Annotated in this window: 14 protein-coding genes; 10 read left to right on the forward strand and 4 right to left on the reverse strand. The window is 59.2% G+C overall.

Going from position 1 to position 20868, the window contains the following annotated elements; genetic code table 11:
• The first annotated feature begins 12 nt into the window (after nucleotides 1-12).
• The gene (gene hutH / locus ACTF58_RS07945; RefSeq protein WP_438991432.1) at nucleotides 13-1548 is read left to right on the forward strand and encodes a histidine ammonia-lyase; all 1536 of its coding nucleotides are present in this window, start codon (nucleotides 13-15) and stop codon (nucleotides 1546-1548) included.
• Here hutH and ACTF58_RS07950 read toward each other — a convergent pair.
• Nucleotides 1545-2735: an NAD(P)/FAD-dependent oxidoreductase gene (locus ACTF58_RS07950; protein ID WP_438991433.1), complete on the reverse strand. Its 1191-nt coding sequence runs from the start codon at nucleotides 2733-2735 to the stop codon at nucleotides 1545-1547. The two genes, hutH and ACTF58_RS07950, sit on opposite strands and share 4 nt — an antisense overlap.
• 336 nt (nucleotides 2736-3071) lie before the next feature.
• Here ACTF58_RS07950 and ACTF58_RS07955 point away from each other — a divergent pair, with 336 nt between their 5' ends.
• The 8 genes from ACTF58_RS07955 (at nucleotide 3072) to ACTF58_RS07990 (ending at nucleotide 17189) form a co-directional block, all read left to right on the forward strand.
• The gene (locus ACTF58_RS07955; RefSeq protein WP_438991434.1) at nucleotides 3072-8891 is read left to right on the forward strand and encodes a beta strand repeat-containing protein; all 5820 of its coding nucleotides are present in this window, start codon (nucleotides 3072-3074) and stop codon (nucleotides 8889-8891) included.
• Nucleotides 8892-8906: 15 nt separating this feature from the next.
• Nucleotides 8907-9677, forward strand: a complete 771-nt coding sequence (locus tag ACTF58_RS07960) for a SapC family protein (protein WP_438991435.1) — start codon at nucleotides 8907-8909, stop codon at nucleotides 9675-9677.
• 6 nt (nucleotides 9678-9683) lie between these two features.
• On the forward strand, nucleotides 9684-11045 hold the full coding sequence (locus tag ACTF58_RS07965; RefSeq protein ID WP_438991436.1) for a TolC family protein: 1362 nt from the start codon (nucleotides 9684-9686) through the stop codon (nucleotides 11043-11045).
• Nucleotides 11046-11057: 12 nt separating this feature from the next.
• Complete coding sequence (locus tag ACTF58_RS07970) at nucleotides 11058-13169, forward strand: type I secretion system permease/ATPase (protein WP_438991437.1); 2112 nt, start codon at nucleotides 11058-11060, stop codon at nucleotides 13167-13169.
• Nucleotides 13162-14460 (forward strand): HlyD family type I secretion periplasmic adaptor subunit, encoded by a 1299-nt coding sequence (locus ACTF58_RS07975; RefSeq protein ID WP_438991438.1) that lies wholly within the window; start codon nucleotides 13162-13164, stop codon nucleotides 14458-14460. The genes ACTF58_RS07970 and ACTF58_RS07975 overlap by 8 nt, the downstream gene beginning before the upstream one ends.
• Nucleotides 14461-14555: 95 nt before the next feature.
• Nucleotides 14556-15599 (forward strand): tRNA dihydrouridine(20/20a) synthase DusA, encoded by a 1044-nt coding sequence (dusA, locus tag ACTF58_RS07980; protein WP_438991439.1) that lies wholly within the window; start codon nucleotides 14556-14558, stop codon nucleotides 15597-15599.
• Nucleotides 15600-15609: 10 nt separating this feature from the next.
• On the forward strand, nucleotides 15610-16428 hold the full coding sequence (locus ACTF58_RS07985; RefSeq protein WP_438991440.1) for a sulfite exporter TauE/SafE family protein: 819 nt from the start codon (nucleotides 15610-15612) through the stop codon (nucleotides 16426-16428).
• Nucleotides 16425-17189, forward strand: coding sequence for a hypothetical protein (locus ACTF58_RS07990; RefSeq protein WP_438991441.1), 765 nt, complete (start codon nucleotides 16425-16427; stop codon nucleotides 17187-17189). The genes ACTF58_RS07985 and ACTF58_RS07990 overlap by 4 nt, the downstream gene beginning before the upstream one ends.
• A gap of 451 nt (nucleotides 17190-17640) precedes the next feature.
• Here ACTF58_RS07990 and ACTF58_RS07995 read toward each other — a convergent pair whose 3' ends face one another.
• Genes ACTF58_RS07995 through ccmI form a run of 3 tightly spaced genes read right to left on the reverse strand, consistent with a single transcriptional unit; the run spans nucleotide 17641 to nucleotide 19596 of the window.
• Nucleotides 17641-17877: a DUF1289 domain-containing protein gene (locus tag ACTF58_RS07995; RefSeq protein ID WP_438991442.1), complete on the reverse strand. Its 237-nt coding sequence runs from the start codon at nucleotides 17875-17877 to the stop codon at nucleotides 17641-17643.
• A 1-nt stretch (nucleotide 17878) separates the two neighbouring features.
• Complete coding sequence (ruvX, locus tag ACTF58_RS08000; protein ID WP_438991443.1) at nucleotides 17879-18352, reverse strand: Holliday junction resolvase RuvX; 474 nt, start codon at nucleotides 18350-18352, stop codon at nucleotides 17879-17881.
• Nucleotides 18349-19596, reverse strand: coding sequence for a c-type cytochrome biogenesis protein CcmI (gene ccmI, locus ACTF58_RS08005; protein WP_438991444.1), 1248 nt, complete (start codon nucleotides 19594-19596; stop codon nucleotides 18349-18351). Before ccmI ends, ruvX begins: the two co-directional genes overlap by 4 nt.
• A 159-nt stretch (nucleotides 19597-19755) precedes the next feature.
• Here ccmI and ACTF58_RS08010 point away from each other — a divergent pair.
• The coding region (locus ACTF58_RS08010) for a sarcosine oxidase subunit beta family protein (protein ID WP_438991445.1) at nucleotides 19756-20868 on the forward strand (1113 nt) is incomplete at its 3' end.

Here is a 20868-nt window from a genome sequence, read left to right on the forward strand (position 1 = left end):
GGGAGAGTTTTCATGACCACAATCGTTTTGACGCCTATGTCTGTCGGGCTTACCGAGCTGGAACGGGTGTATCGCGACGGGATCTCCCCTGTGCTGGACCCTGCGTGTAAGCCCGCTGTGGAGCGGGCGGCGAGCCGCATTGCCGAGGCGGCGGCTGGTTCGGACGCTGTGTATGGTGTGAACACGGGGTTTGGCAAATTGGCGAGCGTGAAAGTCGCCCCCGAGGATACAGCCCAGCTTCAGCGCAACTTGATCCTGAGCCATTGTTGCGGCGTGGGCGAGGCAATGCCTGAGGCCCATGTGCGCCTGATGATGACGCTCAAGCTTTTGTCTTTCGGCCGCGGCGCCTCTGGTGTGCGCTGGGCGCTTGTGGAGCTTCTTGAAGGGATGTTGCGCGCGGGCGTAACGCCTGAAGTTCCTGCGCAAGGCTCTGTCGGGGCCTCTGGCGACTTGGCCCCCTTGGCGCATATGACGGCGGCCATGATGGGCGAGGGCAAGGCGCGCCACAAGGGCGTATTGATGCCTGCTGCCGAGGCTTTGGCGCAGGCTGGCCTTGCGCCTGTCGCGCTTGGCCCCAAGGAGGGGCTGGCCTGTATCAATGGCACACAGTTTTCGACAGCCTATGCGCTGGCGGGCCTCTTTGAGGGCTGGCGCGCGGCGCAGAGCGCGCTTGTGATCTCGGCGCTGTCGACCGACGCGATCATGGGCTCGACCGCGCCTTTGCAGCCCGAAATTCACGAGTTGCGCGGCCATGCAGGGCAGATCGAGGCCGCCAGCGCGATGCGCGCGCTTCTTGACGGCTCGGAGATCCGCGAGAGCCACCGCGAGGGCGACACCCGTGTGCAAGACCCGTATTGCATCCGCTGTCAGCCGCAGGTGACGGGGGCGGCTATGGATGTGATGCGCCAAGCGGCGAGCACGCTCATTATCGAGGCCAATGCGGCGACGGACAATCCGCTCGTGTTGACCGAGGCGGGGCTGATTGTGTCGGGGGGGAATTTCCACGCCGAGCCTGTGGGCTTTGCGGCCGATATGATTGCACTGGCGCTTTCGGAAATCGGCGCGATTGCGCAGCGGCGGGTGGCTCTGATGGTCGATCCGACCTTGAGCTTTGATTTGCCGCCGTTCCTGACGCCCAATCCGGGGCTGAACTCGGGCCTTATGATTGCCGAGGTGACGACGGCGGCATTGATGAGCGAAAACAAGCATTTGGCAAACCCGACTGTCACCGACAGCACGCCCACATCGGCCAATCAAGAGGACCATGTGAGCATGGCGGCCCATGGGGCGCGGCGCTTGATGCAGATGGTGCGTAACCTTGAAAACATCTTGGGAGTTGAGCTTTTGTGCGCGGCACAGGGTGTCGAGTTTCGCGCTCCTTTGGCGACGAGTGCGCCTTTGGCAGCCGTCGTGAGCCGCCTGCGCCAAGATATCGCGAGCCTCACGGACGACCGCTATATGGCCGACGATCTGGCCCAAGCCGCGATCCTTGTGGGGGCGGGCGACATCTGTGCTGTGGCGGGCACTGATCTGCCGAAACTGGCCTAGATCACGGCCTTTTCGAGGATCGGGGTGTTTGTGGTCACGCGCTCGTAATGGAAGGCGCTAAGATCAAGGCTGCGGTAGGCCCCATAGGTGAGCCATTCGGCCGTGCCACGCCCCATGGCGGGGGATTGCTGTAGCCCGTGGCCTGAAAACCCGTTGAGAAACAGAAAGTTGCCAATCTCGGGGTGGGGGCCTGTGATGGCGTTTTGATCGAGCGTGTTATAGGCGTAGTGGCCTGCCCATTCGGAGACGACCTTGATGGCCTCAAACTGGGGAATGCGGGTTGCGATCATGGGCCAGACGTAGGTTTCCCAAAGGCTGTGATCCATAGCGAAATCATCAAAAGCGACGGCGGGGTCTTCTTCTGTATGGGCGCCTGCCATATAGGTTCCGCCGCTGACTTCGCGCACGTGCACACCAGAGGGGTCAATCGTGAGTGGCAGCGGCTGCTCCAGCGGGTTTTCGGCGCGAAACACCCATGTGAAGCGCTTGCGCGGCTCAACGGGCAGGCTGATCCCTGCCATGGCGGCGGTGCGCGCGGCGCGGGGGCCTGTGGCGTTGACGAGCTGGCCGCAAGATACGGTCTGGCCTGTGCTGAGCGTGACGCTTTCGATGCGGTTGCCAGCCCTGTTCTTGTTGAGGGCTGTGACCTCTGCGGCGATATACTCCACACCTGCCTCACGGCTGATGCGACGCTGCCAGTCAAATACGGCCTGGCCATCAAAGAAGCCTTCATCAACCGTGTTGATCGAGCCAAGGAGGATATCGTCGAGCGCATAGAAAGGGTAGGCGGCGGCAATCTCGTTGCGGCTCATGAGCTGGGTGGCTGCGCCTGCGGCCTGCTGGACCGCGTGGTTGGTCTGCAAGGTCGCGACCATTTCGTCGCTATCGGCGAGATACATATAGCCGAAATTCTGGATGTCGAGCTTGGGGATGCGGCTATCGTTGAGGTATGTGCCGAGATTTTTGACATAGTCGGCGGCAAACTGGGAGATGCGCACATTCAGCCCTGTTGAAAACTGCTGGCGCATACAGGAATTTGTGTGAGAGGTGGAGGCGAACTCATAGGTCGGGTCGCGCTCGACAACCAGAATGGTGCCGTCAAAATCAGGATTTTGTGATAGAAAACAGGCTGTTGAGGCACCCATGATGCCGCCGCCGATGATGATTATGTCGTAAGAAGTTTGCACGGAATTGACTTTCGGCAGGGGCGCGGCGCGCGGGTCGGAATTGGGCCCAATTTGCCCGAAAACAGAGCCAGTGCAAGGGCGGAAAACAGGACTCTGCTGGGCTTTGATCTGCTGTGAGATTCGGGTTTTGTCTGGCGTGAGGCGTGTGCCCATCCCGATGGCCCAAGATGCGCCGAAAAGAGCGCGCACCAAGGGAAAAAAATTTATTCTTAATAACATATGATTAAAGTGCAAAATCTCGCTAAACATTTATAGCGCATATCACATGGGTTGACTTGGCGGCAGCATTGGCCGAGCTTAAAAATATATTAACTGGTTAGCCTTGGGGTTGTTTAAATGGTTGTGTTTTCTCGCGGTGCTCTGCCGTCTGTTGTGTCTGTTTCGTCTTCATCAGAATTTGCCACGAGGCTCTCAAAGCTCAGCCAAGCACAGGCAATGCCTGTCGCGATCCCACGGGAGAATGAGGCGCGGCAAAGTTATTTCAAGCGGTTTGCAAAACAGAATGCCCTGCGTCTGGCTGTGGGCGGCTCTGCTATGGTTCTGGTGTTGTTGGGTGCTGATGATGCAAGTGCGCAAGGCGCGGGGCTGGATATTGCGGGGCTTGAGGGCGTGGCCTCTGCGGTGCAACAGGCCGATGGGTCTTTGCTTGTCACGCTAGAAAATGGCGAGACGATCCGAATTCCGGAAGGCAGTTACACCGTAGGCCCTGCGGGCGATATTGTGGTTTCGCAGGCTGTGGCACAGCAAGTGGCCGAAGTTATGGCCGCGGGCCTTGAAGCCGGCGCGACGATCACGGCCGGAATGGCTGCGGGCGGTGCCGTGGGTGTTGGAGCCTTGGCGGCGCTTGGTGGCGGCTCTTCGGGGACCGCAGCGGCGGCACCTGCGCCAGTGTTTAACAATGGTGGCCGCGTTGTGGACGGCTATCTGGTGGGCGCGACCGTCTATCGCGACCTGAATGGCAACGAGGCCTTGGACGCGGGCGAGCCGAATACGACGACCGACAGCGAAGGCAACTGGACCTTGGCGGAAAGCAGTGCCAATCCGACCGCGAAACTGATTTCCTTTGGCGGCACCGACGCGGCGACGGGCAAACCCTTCACGGGGGTATTGACGGCTCCTGCGGGCGCGGATGTCATCACGCCGCTGACGACGCTTGTGCAAAGTCTGGTTGAAAAGCGGGCCGCAGATGGCAACGAAATTTCGGTCGAAGATGCGAGCGCGCAGTTGGCCACAGCGCTTGGGCTGTCTGGGCAGAACCTGCTTGAGCTTGACCCGATTGAAGCGATTGAAAATGGCACCGGTGCGGCGGATGCGGACGCCTTTAAGGCGGCGGCCAAAGTCGCGGCTGTGATCAACGCGGCGGCGGCAGGGGCTGCTGATGATGCTGCGGCGCTGGAAGGCTCGGAGCAGGCGACAGGTTCGCTGGCGGAGTCGCTTCTGGCGGCGGGCAACGATAGCGCATTGGAAGATACGGATGCGATCGGGGCTGCTCTTGAGAGCGCGGGTGTGGATGCTACGAAGTCTGGCGCGATTGCGGGGCAAGTGAAAAATGCCAACACGCTGATTGAGCAGGCGGCTGGCTCTGACCTGCAAGAGGTGCAGCAGCAGATCGAGGCCGTGCAAGAAGTTGTGCAAGGTGAGCTTGTGGACGCGATTGAAGCGTCGGGTGAGGACGGCAACACCGATCTTGACGATCTGGACGTTGGCCAGCAAGCGGCGGCTGTTGTGCCGCTGCGCCCGACGGTTTCAACGGAAATCAGTGAGCTTTATGGGGCGGATGGCCCCGAGGATGACATCACGGTTGCAGGCCTGGGGCGGCCCGGGAGCACGGTTGAAGTCACGATCGGGGATGCGGTTGAGACGGTTGTTGTGGCTGCGGCGCTTGAGGGTGCCACGAAGGGCGCGTGGAGCGTGAGCTTTGCGGCGGCGGATCTGCCTGAGGCGACAGGAGAGTATGATGTTCGTGTTGCGGCGGCCCCTGCGGGGAGCACTGTCTTTACGCTAGGGCGCGTGGTTGGCTCTGTTGAGGTGGATGCTACGGCGCCTGATGCGCCTGTGATTGACGCGGTGACGGGTGATGACGAACTCAACCTGATCGAGCAATTCGAAGACCTGACGGTGACGGGCACGGCTGAGACTGGCGCAACTGTCACGGTGAGCATCGGTGAGGTGGATGTGGACGTCACGGCCTCCGAGACAGATGGCAGCTTTAGCGCGACATTTGACGCCGCTGATCTGCCATCAGAAGGGCCTTTTGACATTTCTGCGGTGGCGGAAGACGCGCTTGGCAACACAGGCGATGCGGCGACACGCTCGGTCACGTTGGGCGACACGGATTTGAGCGCGAATATTGTGCTGAATGCGGCTGTGTCTAATTTTGTAGTGCCGTATAACACGGAGGCTGTCGCTATTTCGGGCGCGCGGCCTGATGTCTTTGTGCAGGGTGTGGACGGATCGGCCAGCCTGCGCACCCCTGTTGTGAGCGACACAGCCATCACCTTTACAAGCGATGACGGGGTTGTCTTCAGCTTTACAGGCACGGGGCTGAGTTATGCAGACGGCAGCGCCACGGGCGTTATTTCGGGGTATACGGTGGGCACAACGGCCACACCCAATGCTCTGGTGGCAACGGGGCTGGCTGTTCCTGCGGCGATATTGCCCTCAGGGCTGGCGGCGCTTGTTTCTGAGGCGGGTGTGATCAACGCAGACGCATTTGATGACTTGTTCAGTGCCTTTACTAACACGTTGACAGGCTCGGCTGAGGGCGATGACCTTGATTTTGATGGTATATCTCCCAACAATGACAGTGTTGATGGCGGCGCGGGCGACGATAACCTGAGCTTTGGTGCAGGGGATGACAGCTATCAGGGCGGCGAGGGCGACGATTATATCTTTGACACCCTCGGCTCAAACACCATTGACGGCGGCGCGGGCGATTATGACCAAGTGGCCTATGTGGGTGCTGAGGATGGTGTCACCGTTGATTTGAACGCTGGCACAGCCACCAAGGGCGATGGCTCGGTCGACACGATTACCAATGTTGAAATGGTGCGTGGCTCGATGTTTGCCGATAGCATTCAGCTGGCGGATGGCGATGGACCATCACGGGCGCGCGGCCTTGATGGCAACGATACGCTGATGGGCGGCAGTGGTGACAATGACCGTGTGTCTTATGACCGCGATGCGCAATATGGCGGCAACGCTGGTGTCACGGTTGACTTGCAAGCTGGCACGGCGACAGACGGCTTTGGCGCAACTGACACACTCTCGGGCTTTGAAGAGGTGCAGGGCACCGAGTTTGCCGACAGTTTGACCGCGGCGGACAGCGGTTCGGAGCTGCGCGCGGGCGGCGGCAATGACACTGTGGTGTCGGGCGCGGGCGATGATAAAATAATGCTGGGCGCGGGCGCTGATGTGCTGCATTACTCGGGCGGCGACGATTGGGTCGAGGACTTTGATGTCAGCGAAGACACGCTTGAGTTTGCCGGTGCGGCTGCAAGCAGCGTTCTGAATGTGTCTGTGAGCGAATACAGCAACGGCACTGGGCCGTATGATCAAGGCGCTTTCCTGAACTTTGGCGATGGGAACGGCTTGGCGCTGAACGGCGTGAGCGGGGCCGAGGCGCAGGCTTTGTTGCTGGACCTTGAGCTTGATGGCGTGTCGCGCACGGGCACCACGGGCAGTGATACGCTTGAAGGCACCATTGGCAATGATACGCTCAACGGCGTGAGCAACGACGATGGCACTGACCGTCTGGTGGCCAGCCTCGGGGATGATGAGCTTGTGTTCTCGGGTGGCACGGAGACGACCTATGCCGAAGTGGATTACTCAAAGCTCGTTGGCACAGGTATCACCGCGACGGTGGACTATCAGGCCAACACCGGCAGCGTTTCTAAAGGCGCGCTTGGCACGGATACTTTGGTAGGGGTGGCTTCGGTTTCCAACTGGGGTTTTGGCCTTATCACCACAGCGGAAGACGACAGTGTGACGATTACCCAAGGGGCGGAGAACAGCTACACTTGGAGTGCTTTCTACTATCAAGGCGGCGATGACGTTGTGAATGTAAATGTCGGCCCTGGCTCGGGCACAACACGTGTTTCTATCAAGGGCGATGACGCGGTTGTGGCTGATTTGGGCACGGGTGCGGTTGATATTGGCGGGGGCGCAGGGTCTGTTCAGATCAACTTGATAGGCGCGGGCGCTGGCGCGGGTAATATTGAGCTAGAGACCAGCTCGGCGGCCGACAGCGTGATGGGTAGCGCGTTTGATGACCGCTTTATTCTGGGCGGCGGCAATGACACGCTGGATGCGGGCGATGGCTTTGACATGGTGCGCTATGAACGCTACGGCGTTGGGGCGATCACGGCGGATTTGGGCGCGGGGATTGTCACGGGCACCTGGGACGGTGTGGCCTTTAGCGATACGCTTGTAAGCGTTGAAGCGATCCGCGGCTCGCGGGACGGCGCTGACAGCTTGACGGCGGCCAACACAGGCTCACAGCTGCGCGCTTATGCGGGCGATGACACGCTCACAGGCGGGACAGGCAACGACTACCTGCGTGGCGGTGATGGCGGCGACACCTTTGTTGTTGGTCATGGCGGCTATGATGTGATCGCTGATTTCAACATCTCAGAAGGCGATATGATTGTTGATGCTCTGGCAGACAGTCGTGGCGAGGAAGAGTTGGTTCTGACCGCTGTTGGTGGCTCAACCGAAGTGTCGATAGGCGGCACAACGGTCTTGCTCGAAAATGTCTTTATCGAGGATGTGGAAGACTATCTTGCGAGCCTTGATGGCATTGTAGGCACATCAGAAAACGACACGCTGGTGGGCACAGAGGGCGATGACACGCTCAATGGCCTTGGTGGGGATGATGTTCTGACAGGTGGCGCGGGGGCAGATGAGTTTGTTGTCGGAGCGGGCAATGACACCATTACCGACTTTGATCCAGAAGAGGGCGACGACATTTACACCGCCGAAGACGTGGACGTTGATTTTGACACAGCGCTTACGGAGACCACTTATAACGGGGCTGCGGCAGTGAATGTGGCCTTTGGCGGCGGAAATTCGGTCACGATCGCTGGGTATACGGCGGCTGAGTTCCTTGATGTGTTGTCGTCATTTGTCTACTCGGAGGCACCGTTTGACCCGGCTGACTTTGGCAGCCGTGTGGTGACCTTCGAGCAGTTTGATACGGGGGGTGTTGATCCTTATGATGCCTTTGATGCGGTAGTTGAAAACGGCGATATTGATGTTGCGAGTTTCTCCTCAACAAGCGTGACCTTTGTTGGGGTGTATCAGGGCACCTCTTATAGCGCGGTTGTGACCGGCAGCGGCTTTGCTGTCTCGGGCACGGGCGAGAACCAAGAGCTGCTTGGCAATATTGTGGACCTTGACTTTGGCCCGACAGGCGGGGCCACCTGGCTGTCGATCAGCGATCTGAACCTTAGCCCGACAGAGCTTTATGACGCGGTTACGGGCGATATGAGCACCGCCGAGGTCTTTGGGGCAGATGCGCAGTTTATCTTGATTGACAGTGACGCCAGCGCGGGAGACGGCTGGGACGGGGCTGACACCTGGATTGACTCAGGCGCTGGGGATGACACCGTTGATGTCGGCGGAACAGGCGACTTTGGGGTTGTGCTGGGAGACGGCAGCGACAGGCTTGAGATTTACAAATCAAGTTTTGATGGCGCGACGCTGAATGATCAGACCTTTATCTACATTGATATCGAAGACGAGGGTGTTGATACGATCTCTGGCTTCAGAATGGCGCCAGGCGCGGACCAAGGCGACATAATCGTGATGCGCGACTTGGGCGGGCTCGAGCAGTTTGATTACTTCACCATCTTTGACAGCAACCTGCCTGAAATGGTCAATGTTGCGACGGGCGAAGTCGATCTTGCTGTGATCAACAACGACCTTTCGTTCTTTGAGTATGACGGCCAAGATGACTTGCTCTATGGAATGTTCGTTGAGGGTGGCAGCAGCGAGGCTGTCTTTGCCAAGCTTGAAGTCAATGAGAGTGGCGATGTTGTTGTTCAAGAGACCGTAGCGATCTTTGAGAACCTGCAACAAAACGGCTTTAACGCGCCGCTGCATGACAATGTGTTGCTCTTCGTGGAAGATATTCCGCCCACACCGGAGGTCGCTTAAGGCGGGGCGGCGGGGGTGTCATTTGATGCGCACCCGCCGCGCGCTATTGCTTTGAGCGCAGGACGACTTGCACAGAAAACCTGGCGCGCGCCTTCCGACCTTAACTTTGTGCGGAGTTTGACCGACGTCCAGATCGGGGCGAATGAGGCTGCGCGCGTTGGGCGCAGCTACGGCTGGTATTTCAAGCGGGAAGATGCGGGCTGGGCGCTTGTTGTGGCCTTAACCGATGAGGTTCAGGCCCAGATGTGCGGGTTTGAGCGCGAAGAGGCCGCCTTGGGGCTGCCTTTTTTGCTGCGACTCTATCCGTTTACCTTTGTGAGAGAAAAGGGGCGCCTGTGCCTTGCTGTTTGGGATAACATGGTGGGAGACCAGGGGCAGGGGCGAAGCTTTTTTGAGGGTGCTAAGGTGACCGTGCCTGTTGCTAAAGTCAGTGCATATTTTAAGAGTTTTGGAGCAGATCTGGGCTTGGCTGCGCGGCTGACAGGAGATTTGCAGGCCGCTGGGGTGCTGAAGCCTGCGGGGCAAAGCAAGTTTAGGTATTATGAGATTGATGAACCAAAGCTTATGTCCCTATCCGAGCAAGCGATTGTAAAACTGCACAAATCGGGGGCGCTTGGCTTGGCGTATGCGCAACTTTTTTCGTTGCACAGTAAGGCTGTGGCGAAGTCACAAGGGGCGCAAGCTGCGCGGCCGGAGACCTTTGTTCAGAGCGACGGTTTTTTGTCCTCGATTGCGCGCGACCTTGAGGCAGATGTCCCCGCCTTAGAAGTTGATTTTGAGAGTTAAACCATTATGAAACCTGTGGCCCTTATTTGCCTTTTGGCACTGGCTGGCTGTGAGGCAGGCCAAACTGGGGGCGGGGAGCCCCCTGCGCTCAGCTCGGAGACGCAGCCTGACGCCAGCGCGGCGCGTCACAAAAATGCTGCGGCTGCTCGGGCGCGCACAGACGGCTCATTGGCGCAAACGCGCTTTGCGGCTCTGATCCAGCAAGGTGTCACGACGGGACCGCTGTCAAAGGCGGCTGGATCGGTTATCCTTGATGCCAGCGCGCAAATAGAAATTGAGAAAAGCGCGTTGCGCCCGCAGATCAGCGCCGAGGGGTCGCTTACCTCTGGTGGCACATCTGTGCCTGTTTTGCGCCTCAATCAGATTATATATGATGGCGGGCGCACAGAGGCGCGTGTGGCCTTGCGGCAAACCGAAGCCAAGCGCGTCTATCAGTCTGAAGTGGCAAGCTTGAGTGCGCGGACCTTTCAAGCCGTTGAAACTGTGATTGATTTTGAACGAGACAAAGACCTGCTTTCACAAGCCAAGCAAAATGCGGCTCAGATTGAGGGGCTTGTCGGGCTGATTGAGGAGCGTTTTGAGGCTGGCGCTGGCTCGATTGCAGATGTGCTTTCGGCCAAGGGGCGCTTGTCAAATGCACAGTCGGATGTGGCACAAGCCAGCACCAATTTAGCCTCGTCCAAAGCCGTTTGGGTCGAGGTGTTTGGTGCGCCGCCCAAGCAGAGCTTGCGCATTCCACCTGCGCCGCAACTGCGCCAGACCGATGAGGGATTTGCTCTTGAAAACAGTCCGAGGCTGCGCGAGCTTGCGCTTGTTCTTGAGACGCGCGAGCAGGAACTGGACTTGAGTGCGCGTGCACGCGTCCCGACGGTCTCTGCGATTTTGGAGACGGATTTTAATCAGGGAAGCTTTTCTAACGGGGTGCAAGCGCGGCTGGGTGTTAACTTTCCGATTTATCGCGGCGGGCTGGAGGATGCGTCAGCCGCCAGTGCAAAGGCGCGGCGCGATCAGGCATTGGCGGCTTTTGATAGCTTGAAGCGTGAGTTGACGCGCAGTTTGAGCCAGGCCAAGGCGGAGACAGGCTCCATTCAGGCACGGCTTTCGGCCACACAGCGGGCTGTGGCGCTCAATGAGCAGGCCTTGGTGACATCAAAGGGGCAGTTTGAGCTTGGAAAAGGGAATTTCACGCAAATTGTTGAGGCCGTGCGTGAGCTTGACGTGGCGCAAGAGCGCTATATCCGTCAAAAGAGCGAGGCACGCCGCGCCGAGTATGCCATTTTGGCTGTCACGGGCGATATTCTGGATGCGCTTGGTATTATTGCGCCGCTGCGACCTGTTGGGCTTGACGATCGTCAAGAGCAAGAGTGAGGCCGTATCGCGATGCAAAATACCCTCCAGAAAAGCCTGATCTTTTTAACGGAACAGCTTGAACATAAATTAAGCCAAGCTGATTTGTTGCGCGTGTTTCAAGGCGAAACAGAAGCTTACGGTGTGGAAGACGCCGTTCATGCGCTAGAGGCGGCAGGGTTTTCCGCCGAGTTTGGCGCGGGCAATCTGAGTCAGCTTGATCCCGTCTTGTTTCCGCTTATTTGCCTTGATGCGCAGGGGGCCTCATGTGTTGTCCTGTCAAAGAGTGAGGCTGGCGACTTTACGGTGGTTGATTTTGCACAGGGGCCTGAAGAGCAGATTTGGCAGAGTGGTGACTCTCGGCTTGAGGCTCTGTCCTATGTCCTGCGCGTGAGCCGAAACCGGCAATGGCAGGCGGGGAAGCCGCCCGAACACGGGCATTGGTTTTGGGGGGCGTTCAAAGGCCTGCGCAGTGTATACCTGCAGATCATTCTTGCGGCAGCGGTGGCCAATGTGCTGGGGCTGACCTCCTCTCTTTTTACGATGGTTGTGTATGACAGGGTTTTGCCGAATGAGGCGATTGACAGCCTGCTGGCGCTGACCTTTGGCGTTGGATTTGCGCTTGGGTTTGATTTTCTTATCAAGTCGTTACGGATCAGGTTTATTGATGCAGCGGGTAAATATGCCGACGAAAAAATGGCAGAACGGCTGTTCAATCATCTCTTGGCTCTCAAGATGCGCGCCCGCACGGGCTCGAACGGGCAGATGGCCTCTATCATGCGTGATTTTGAGGTGGTGCGCGAGTTTTTCACCTCGGCGTCTTTGACCGCTTTGGTTGATTTCCCGTTTCTAGCGCTGTTTGTCGCTGTGATCTATATGATCGGCGGGCCGCTGGCGATTGTGCCTTTGGTGGCTGTTCCTGTTGTCTTGATTGCGGGGCTGATTGTTCAGCCTTTTTTGCGCAAATATGCCGCAGAAGCGAGCAGTGACGGGCAGACCAAACAGTCCATTTTAATGGAAACCCTTTCGGGCCTGGAAACGCTCAAGACGACAGGGGCGGAACCCGTCATGCGGGCGCGTTGGCGTGCAGCTGTGAAGAACCAATCGGAAAGTGGCGGCAAGGGACGGCTTCTGGCGCAGGGCACGGTGAATTTTACCCAACTGGTGCAGCAAGTGGCGCAGATCGGGATTGTGTTTTATGGCGTTTTTCTGATCCGCGATGGTGTTGTGTCTATGGGCGCATTGATCGCCTGTGTGATTTTGACGGGCAAAACACTCGCGCCTTTGGGGCAGATTTCACAAATCTTAACGCGTCTCAATCAGTCGATTGTGGCCTATCGCCAGATTGACCAGATGATGAAGTCAGAAGGCGAGCGCGAGACAGGCCGTCGCTATTTGAGCCGCGATCGCATTGAGGGCCATGTGGCGTTTCAGAATGTGAGTTTTGCCTATGATCCCGAGCTTGGCTCTGTGCTGAACGGGCTTAATCTGGAGATTAAGCCGGGCGAAAAAGTCGCCATCATGGGGCCTGTCGGGTCTGGGAAAAGCACATTGGCGCGGCTGATCCTTGGGCTTTTTGAACCGGATGACGGGGCTGTCATGTTAGACGGGCTTGATGCGCGGGCGGTGGACCCTGCGGACCGGACGCGCAACATCGGGGCTGTGTTGCAAGATTGTTGGCTTTTTTCAGGCACCTTGCGCGACAATATCGTGGCGGGGCGATTTGGCGTAAGTGACGAAGAAGTTGCTGAAAAGGCGAAGCTTTCTTTGGCCGCAAGCATGGCGGCGCGTCATCCGCACGGATTTGACATGGCGGTGCGCGAGGGCGGCATGGGTGTCTCTGGCGGGCAGCGGCAAGCCATCGCAATCGCGCGCAGTTTGATTGGCGATCCGCCCACATTGATTATGGATGAGCCAACCTCAAGCATGGATGTGCAAACAGAAGCCAAGGTTATTGAGAATATAAAATCTTGGGCCACTGACCAGCGGACCCTGATAGTTGTGACACATCGCACCAGTCTGTTGGCGCTGGTGGATCGGGTGATTGTCTTGAAGGACGGAAAAGTTAGCTTTGATGGCACCAAAAACGAAATGATGGCGCGGGCACGCCGCCCAGAAAACAAAGAAGCGCTCGCCAATGTCTAATGCAGAATTTGATAAAATTGCCCGAGACCTGCGCGGCCGCTCAGGCCGCTCTGGAACCTATCTGTTGGTTGCTGTGGGTTTGGTTTTGTTGAGTGTCGGCTATTGGGCGCATATGACGGAGATTGACGATGTGACACGTGCGGACGCGCGCGTTGTTCCGAGCCAATTGGTGCAGGTGGTGCAAGCGGCTGAAACTGGCACGATCACCGAGATTGGGGTCAAGGTCGGCGATATTGTTGAGCCAAATGATGTGATTATGCGGCTTGATCCGACCTTGCTGCGCTCGGAACTGAACACGGCACAGGCGGATGCCGCCGCGTTGCTCATTCGTCAGAACCGTTTGAAATCACAGATTTCAGGCACGGCTTTCAATATGATAACAGAGGCTGAGACGCAGGACATTTTGGAGGCGGAACAGCAGCTGTTCTTGTCTCTCAAAGAACAGCTGTCTGCGGACCTTCTGGTTTTGGAAGCGCGGCGCGACATCAAGATGGCTGAGATTGAGGGCGCAGAAGTGGGGCGCGACGTAGCGGAGCAAAACATTGCGCTCTTGCTGGAGGAAATCAAAGTTGTGGAACCTCTTGTAGAAAAGCGGATCGAGAGCCCGCTCGCGCTTATTTCATTGCGGCGCCAATTTGCGGAGCTGAACGGGCGCCTCAAAGAGACAGAAACGCAAATTGTCATGGCGCAAACCGCTGTCATAGAGATTGAAAGCCAGATCGTTGCGCGCAAGCGGGACCAGCTCACCAAAGCGCACCAGGAATTGACCGAGGTTCATGCGCGTTTGGCATCGCTTGAAACCCGCATTCCGGCTTTGCAAACACGCCTGAAGCGCGCCGAGATTCGTAGCCCGACACGCGGGATTGTAAATCAGGTTTTATTTGCCACCCTCGGGGGCGTTGCCCAGCAGGGCCAGACTGTTGCGGAAATCGTTCCTTTTGGCGACACGGTGACTGTGGAGGCTTTTGTCGACCCTGCGGATATTGCCTTTATCCGTCCGAACCAAGAGGTGAAGGTGCGTATAACGGCATATGACGCCTCCCGCTATGGCGCGCTGGACGGAGCTGTGACGCGTATAGGGGCGGACACTGTAGCGGCGCCTGACGGCGAGCGTAGCGTCTATGTGGTTGAAATTAGGTTAAACGGAACGCTGACTGATGCGGATGGCGTTGAGCTTGAGATTATTCCCGGGATGATTGCTCAGGTGGATATGCTATCACAGAAAAAGACTGTCTTGGCCTATTTGACACAACCTGTGGTTCGGATCAAAGACCGCGCCTTTCGCGACTGAGGCTGCCCCGTTTACGTTTGGGGCATGATGGCCTAAACGGAGGCTTGAGCCGAACCGCTTGGAACGGGTTGGCGCAGAGCCTCGGGTGCCTGATGATGCAAAAAAACAAAGATATCAAAGACAAAGCGAAGCCTGTGAGCCACGCTGCGCGACTCTCCGTTGCGCCTATGATGGACTGGACGGATCGGCACTGCCGTTTTATGCATCGGCTCCTGTCGCGCGAAGCGCTGCTTTATACAGAGATGGTGACCTCGCCTGCTTTGGTGCGGGGGCGGGCGTTTCATTTGTTGACGCATAGCCCTGAAGAGCACCCTGTGGCCTTGCAGCTTGGTGGCTCTGACCCTTCCGAGCTTGCAGAAGCCGCGCGGATCGGGGCTGAGGCGGGGTATGACGAGATCAACCTCAATGTGGGCTGCCCGTCTGATCGTGTTCAGTCGGGGACTTTTGGCGCGGTGTTGATGCGCCAGCCCGATCTTGTGGCCGAGTGCTGCGCGGCGATGCAGGCGGTGGTGGATGTGCCTGTCACTGTGAAGTGCCGCATTGGTGTGGATGATCAGGAGCCGCAAGAGGTTTTGCCAGCCTTTCTTGAGACGGTGTCTGGCGCTGGTGTGACGCGCTTTAGCATTCACGCGCGCAAGGCTTGGCTGAAGGGGCTTTCGCCCAAGGAAAACCGCGATATCCCGCCGCTTGATTATCCGCTTGTCTATGAAATGAAACGAAATTTTCCTGATCTGCACCTCTCGCTCAATGGCGGGGTGGGCACGCTTGAGGAGGCCTTAAAGCACCTTGAGATGGGGCTTGACGGGGTGATGATCGGGCGGGCGGCCTATCATCAGCCTTGGGATATTCTGGGCGCGGCGGACCCTCTCGTGTTTGGTGCTGAGGCGCCATTTGCGGACCCTCTGGACAGCGTCGAAGCCATGTTGCCCTATGTGGCGCAACACCTCGGCGAAGGTGGCAAGCTTGGCCAGATCAGCAAGCATATGCTTGGCCTGTTTGCGGGCCAGCCCGGGGCGCGGCTTTGGCGGCGGGTGCTCTCGGAGGGAGCGCATAAGGAGGGCGCGGGTGTGGCTTTGATCAAAGAAGCGCTGGACGTTGTGCGCGGCGCGCGCGAGGGTGCGCTTGAGGCGCAAAAATAAGGACGAAACGATGCCAGAGACAGGTTTGCTACTTCAGATGCTGGTGATGCTACTGGCCATCGGGGCCTTTGCGGGGGTGCTTGCGGGGCTTCTCGGCGTGGGCGGCGGGATTATTCTTGTGCCTGCTTTTTTCTATGCTTTTCAGGTGCTTGGATATGACGGGCCGCAGCTGATGCAGGTCTGTTTGGCGACGTCACTGGCGACGATTGTGGTCACGTCTGTGCGCTCGGTCTTGAGCCACAACAAAAAGGGCGCTGTCGACTGGGATATCCTGCGCTCTTGGGCGATTGGAATTGCGATTGGCGCGGCTCTTGGAATGGTGGTGGCCTCGTCCTTGCGCTCTGTGACGCTACAAGCGATCTTTGGCTGTTTGGGCGTTGTGATCGGTCTTTATATGGGCTTCGGGCGCAGTGACTGGCGGCTGGGGCAGGAGATGCCCAAAGCGGCGGGGCGGGCTGCGCTGTCGCCTGCGGTCGGATTTCTCTCGGTGTTGATGGGCATTGGCGGGGGCAGTTTCGGGGTGCCTTTGATGTCTTTGTTCAACGTGCCTATTCACCGTGCAGTGGCGACGGCGGCGGGGTTTGGCGTCATTATTGCGGTGCCTGCTGTGGTCGGGTTTCTCTTTATGGAGGTGGCAGAGGCGCCGCCCTTGACACTCGGGGCTGTGAACCTTGTGGCCTTTGGCGTGATCGTATCTATGACAATGATAACAGCGCCTTACGGGGTGAAGCTCGCGCACGCTATGGATCCGAAGCCGCTGAAACGGGTGTTTGCCGTCTTTCTCACGCTTGTTGCATTAAATATGCTGCGTAAGGCATTGGGATATTGAAAGAATACCTTGAAAAAGGTTGGGTAAAATTCCCCTGTGACGGCCCGCTTGTCAACTGGGCCAAATCTGTTTGCGCGCCCGCATGGGCGGCGGTCGAGGCGCCTCAGAACGCCCATTGGCACCAATGTGAGGGCACGTGGTTTGTTGGTGTGGACGCTTTGCCAAACGACCCGCGTGGCGCTCTTGCGGACAGTGGAGCGCTATCGGGGGCGGCTTACAGGTTTGCGTCAAATCTGTTCGGCTCCTTGGCGCTGCATAGGGCGCAGCTTTCGGTGATTTATCCGGGCTATCCCAAACCCCGTGAGGGGGAGAGCGCAGCGGCGGGGCGATATCGGGTCAAACGCGCGGCGGCGCATTTGGATGGGTTGAAACTGGAGGGGCCTGAGCGGCAAAGGCGGATGGGGGAGTATCACGCTTGGGTGCTTGGCGTTCCGTTAAGCGAGAGTGCGCAGTCTCCGATGGTTGTGTGGGAAGGCAGCCATCTCAAGCTTGCACAAATGCTGAAACAAGCCTTTGAGGGCGTGCCTGAAGCGCGCTGGCATGAGGTCGATTTGACGGCCGCCTATCAGGCGGCGCGGGCCGAGATTTTTGAGACCTGTCAGAGGGTTGAGGTGTCCGCCACACTGGGCGAGGCCTATCTCGTGCACCGGTTTGCGCTGCATGGAGTCGCGCCTTGGAGCGGGGCTGGGACAGCGCCCCGTATGGTGGCGTATTTTCGCCCCGAATTGCACGACCGGCGGCGCTGGTTGATGGCGGATTAAGGCCCCCTTAAGGCGGCGTTCCGGATGGTTAACGGGTGCGGCGCGGGGTGATTCTGGGGGGGTGATATCCGTGCACCTTGCGTGCACCATGCGTGCACCACCCCAAGCAGGTAAGTGTTAACAGAAATTAAGATAATGCAGCGCACGGTGGGGGCTGTGAATGCGCCCCCCCCCTACGAAGGCCGCCAGCGCCGTGTGGTTTGGTGGGTGTTGTGTTTGGATATTTAGAGCAAAAAGAAAGAGGCGGCGCGGTCTGGGGTCGGGCCGTTTGGAAGCGCTGCGGCGTTGGGAGGTGCGCGGTGAATGCGCAGCCTGCGGGGCCGCTGATGTTGCGTGGGTTGGCTGGTGGTGTGTTTGGATATTTAGAGCAAAAAGAAAGGGGCGGCGCGATGTGGGATCGGGCCGTTCGGTGTGATGTGATGGCGCGGGCGGCTTTCTTTGGTGCCTGTGATCAGCGGGTGAGGCGGGCGGCGCGTCCGCCGCGGCGGCCTGTGGGGGCGGCTTCGCGGGCGGGCAGTTCGGCCATGATGGCGCTGCGCTCCTCGGGGCTCATGCGCGACCAGCGGCCGATCTCGTCAATCGAGCGGGCGCAGCCTGTGCAGAGCCGTGTTTCGGGGTGCACCACGCAGATCTGGATGCAGGGGCTGTCGATTTCGGCGCGTTGCCAGACTTTGGAATTTTCGCTCATATCACTCTGCCTTCATATGCCCGAGACGGTCGAGCAGTCCTTGGAGGATATAGGAGGCGGCGACATGGTCGATCACCTCTGCGCGACGTTTTCGGGTCGTATCCGCCTCAAGCAGGGCTTTTTCTGCGGCCACGGTGGAGAGGCGTTCGTCCCAATAGGTGATCGGGAGGTCTGTCATGCGGGTGAGGGCGCGGGCGAAAGCGCGGGTCGATTGGCAGCGCGCGCCTTCGGTGCCGTCCATATTGCGCGGCAGGCCGAGGACGAGCCCTGCGATGCCCCGTTCGGTGGCACGCGCCAGCATGGCTGTGGCGTCGGGGGTGAATTTTTTGCGGCGGATGGTTTCCAGCGGGCTGGCGGAGCTTCTGAACGTGTCAGAGACAGCGAGGCCGATGGTTTTGTCGCCCAGATCAAGGCCCATGAGCGCGCCATAGGCGGGCAGGGCGGCGCGGAAGTCTTCAGGGGTTTCGCAGATCACTGATCAACCCCTGCGCGGGCGGCCCCGCGGCGCACGGTTTCCAGCGCGTCAGGCGCATCGGCAAAGCGCTGTTGGGCTTCGCGCCAGATTGCGAGGGCGCGGCCCTCGTCGCCCAAGGCACCATAGGCGCTGATCAGGCGCGCCCAGTCTTCGGGGGTTCCGCCTTCCGTGGCGAGGCGGTCATTGAGGCGCTGGACCATGTTCTGGACCATCTCCTGACGCTCTTGGGGCGTCATTTCGCCTGCGTTTTCAATATCCTCAACGCTCGGTCCGGGGATATTGAGGCCTGTGTCAGCGCCCGCAGTGACGGCGGCTGGTTGGGTATAGTCGACGCCTGCGAGCCAGGCGATGTCATCAATGCTCTGGCGGATCGGGGCAATCCAGGGGGCCGCTTCGGGGCCTTGGGTGAGGAGCTGTGACCAGAGGCCGAAGGCGCGGTCGGGGCGGTCATTTTGCAGCCACATCTGGCCGAGGAAGTAGCGCGCGACGGGGTCTGTGTTATCGGCTTTGAGGGCGCGGCGCAGGGCGGCTTCGGCTTCGGGGGAGACGTAGCCCTCGGCCTCTGTGATATACATCTGGGCCATGGTGACGAAGTCGCTGGCGCTGGCAGTGTCGCCTTTGAGGCGGATGACCGCGCTTTGGGCGGCGCGGGCGGCGGCGTAATTTCCGAGGCGGGCTTCGCTTTGGGCGAGGAATTCCTGACCCTGAAGCTCGTCGGGGCGCTGTGCAACGGCCTCGCGCAGGCGCGCGACCAGCTCAAGATAGCTGGCCTCTTGCGGCGGGGCGGTGCGCGCGGGCAGGCGGGCGAGAAAGGCCGCCTGACTTTGGCGGCTTGTGTAGAGCGCCTCGGCGGCTTGCAGGCGGGCCTTATAGGGCAGATCGCCAAGGCCCGCTGTGCCGAGCTGGGTATACATCGCAAAACCTCCGCCCGTGAGCAGGAGGGCCAGAACGGCGGCTGTGGCTGTTGTGAGGGCGCGGGGCTGTTCGCCTTTGGCCTCGGCTTGGGAGAGCTGGGCATCGGCGGCCAGAACGCGGCGGCCGACTTCGGTGCGGATGCGCTCGGCATCGGCCTCATTGATCACGCCACGGGCGAGATCGCGCTCCACTTCTTTGAGCTGGTCGCGATAAATGCGCAGATCATAGGCTGCGGGATGCTCGGCTTCGGCGCGGCGGGTGAGCAGCGCGAGGGCGAAGAGAGCGGCGATGAGCAGGGCCAGAGCGGCGGAGATGATCCAGAACAACATGAGCGGTATTTAGGGCGGCGGGGGGCGTCTGGGAAGGGCAAAACGGATGCACGCGCGATGATGTCGCAATTGTGAGGGATTGTGGCGCAATGCTGGGGGGATGTGGGCCGGTTTTGCGGCAGACAGGAGCCAAGCATCTAACACGATTGGATTCGAGCCATGAGACGGTATTCTGCATTTGCTGTGGCGCGCGAGGCTGCGCGCTTTCACACTGGTTGGGAGCGCGCGTGGCGCTCGCCGCAGCCGAAGAAGAAATATGACGTGATCATCGTCGGTGCGGGCGGGCACGGGCTTGCCACGGCGTTTTATCTTGGCAAGAACTTCGGGATCACCAATGTGGCGATCCTTGAGAAGGGCTGGCTGGGCGGCGGCAACACGGGGCGCAACACCACGATTATTCGCTCCAACTATTTGCAAGACCCGTCGGCGGCTTTGTATGAGAAGGCGCGCTCGCTTTATGAGACGATGTCGCAAGATCTGAACTATAACGTGATGTTTAGCCCGCGTGGTGTGATCATGCTGGCCCAGACCGAGCATGAGGTGCGCGGCTACAAGCGCACGGCGCACGCCAATATGCTTCAGGGCGTTGAGACGCGCTTTATCGGGCCAGAAGAGGTCAAAAAGCTTGTGCCGATCATTTCGCTGGAGGGGCCGCGCTATCCTGTTTTGGGCGGCTTGTATCAGGCGCGCGGCGGCACGGGGCGGCATGATGCTGTGGCTTGGGGCTATGCGCGGGCGTGCTCGGATATGGGCATGGATATCATCCAGCAGTGCGAAGTGACGGCTGTGCGCTCATCGGGCGGCAAAGTCACGGGTGTGGAGACCACAAAGGGCGCGATTGACTGTGACAAGCTCGGCCTCGTTGTGGCGGGGAACTCGGGCGCGCTCGCAAATATGGCGGGCTTCAGGCTGCCGATGGAATCGGTGGCGCTGCAGGCGCTTGTGTCTGAGCCGATCAAGCCCTGTATGGATGTTGTCGTTATGGCCAACACGGTGCACGGCTATATGAGCCAGTCCGACAAGGGCGAGATGGTGATTGGCGGCGGCACCGACGGGTTTAACAACTACACCCAGCGGGGTTCGTTCCACCATATCGAGGAAACCGTGCGCGCGCTTGTGGAGACCTTCCCGATGGTGAGCCGTCTCAAGATGCTGCGCCAATGGGGCGGGATTGTGGACGTGACCGGAGACCGCAGCCCCGTGATTGGCAAGACGCCTTTGGGCAACTGCTTTATCAACGCGGGCTGGGGCACGGGGGGCTTTAAGGCCATT

Source organism: Lentibacter sp. (genome assembly GCF_965657785.1).
Classification (GTDB): domain Bacteria; phylum Pseudomonadota; class Alphaproteobacteria; order Rhodobacterales; family Rhodobacteraceae; genus Lentibacter.

Excerpts from the sequence above, each read along its gene's own strand:
- hutH (WP_438991432.1), top strand. The coding sequence starts at position 13 with ATGACCACAATCGTTTTGACGCCTATGTCTGTCGGGCTTACCGAGCTG.
- ACTF58_RS07955 (WP_438991434.1), top strand. The coding sequence starts at position 3,072 with ATGGTTGTGTTTTCTCGCGGTGCTCTGCCGTCTGTTGTGTCTGTTTCG.
- ACTF58_RS07965 (WP_438991436.1), top strand. The coding sequence starts at position 9,684 with ATGAAACCTGTGGCCCTTATTTGCCTTTTGGCACTGGCTGGCTGTGAG.
- ACTF58_RS07970 (WP_438991437.1), top strand. The coding sequence starts at position 11,058 with ATGCAAAATACCCTCCAGAAAAGCCTGATCTTTTTAACGGAACAGCTT.
- ACTF58_RS07975 (WP_438991438.1), top strand. The coding sequence starts at position 13,162 with ATGTCTAATGCAGAATTTGATAAAATTGCCCGAGACCTGCGCGGCCGC.
- dusA (WP_438991439.1), top strand. The coding sequence starts at position 14,556 with ATGCAAAAAAACAAAGATATCAAAGACAAAGCGAAGCCTGTGAGCCAC.
- ACTF58_RS07985 (WP_438991440.1), top strand. The coding sequence starts at position 15,610 with ATGCCAGAGACAGGTTTGCTACTTCAGATGCTGGTGATGCTACTGGCC.
- ACTF58_RS07995 (WP_438991442.1), bottom strand. The coding sequence starts at position 17,877 with ATGAGCGAAAATTCCAAAGTCTGGCAACGCGCCGAAATCGACAGCCCC.
- ccmI (WP_438991444.1), bottom strand. The coding sequence starts at position 19,596 with ATGTTGTTCTGGATCATCTCCGCCGCTCTGGCCCTGCTCATCGCCGCT.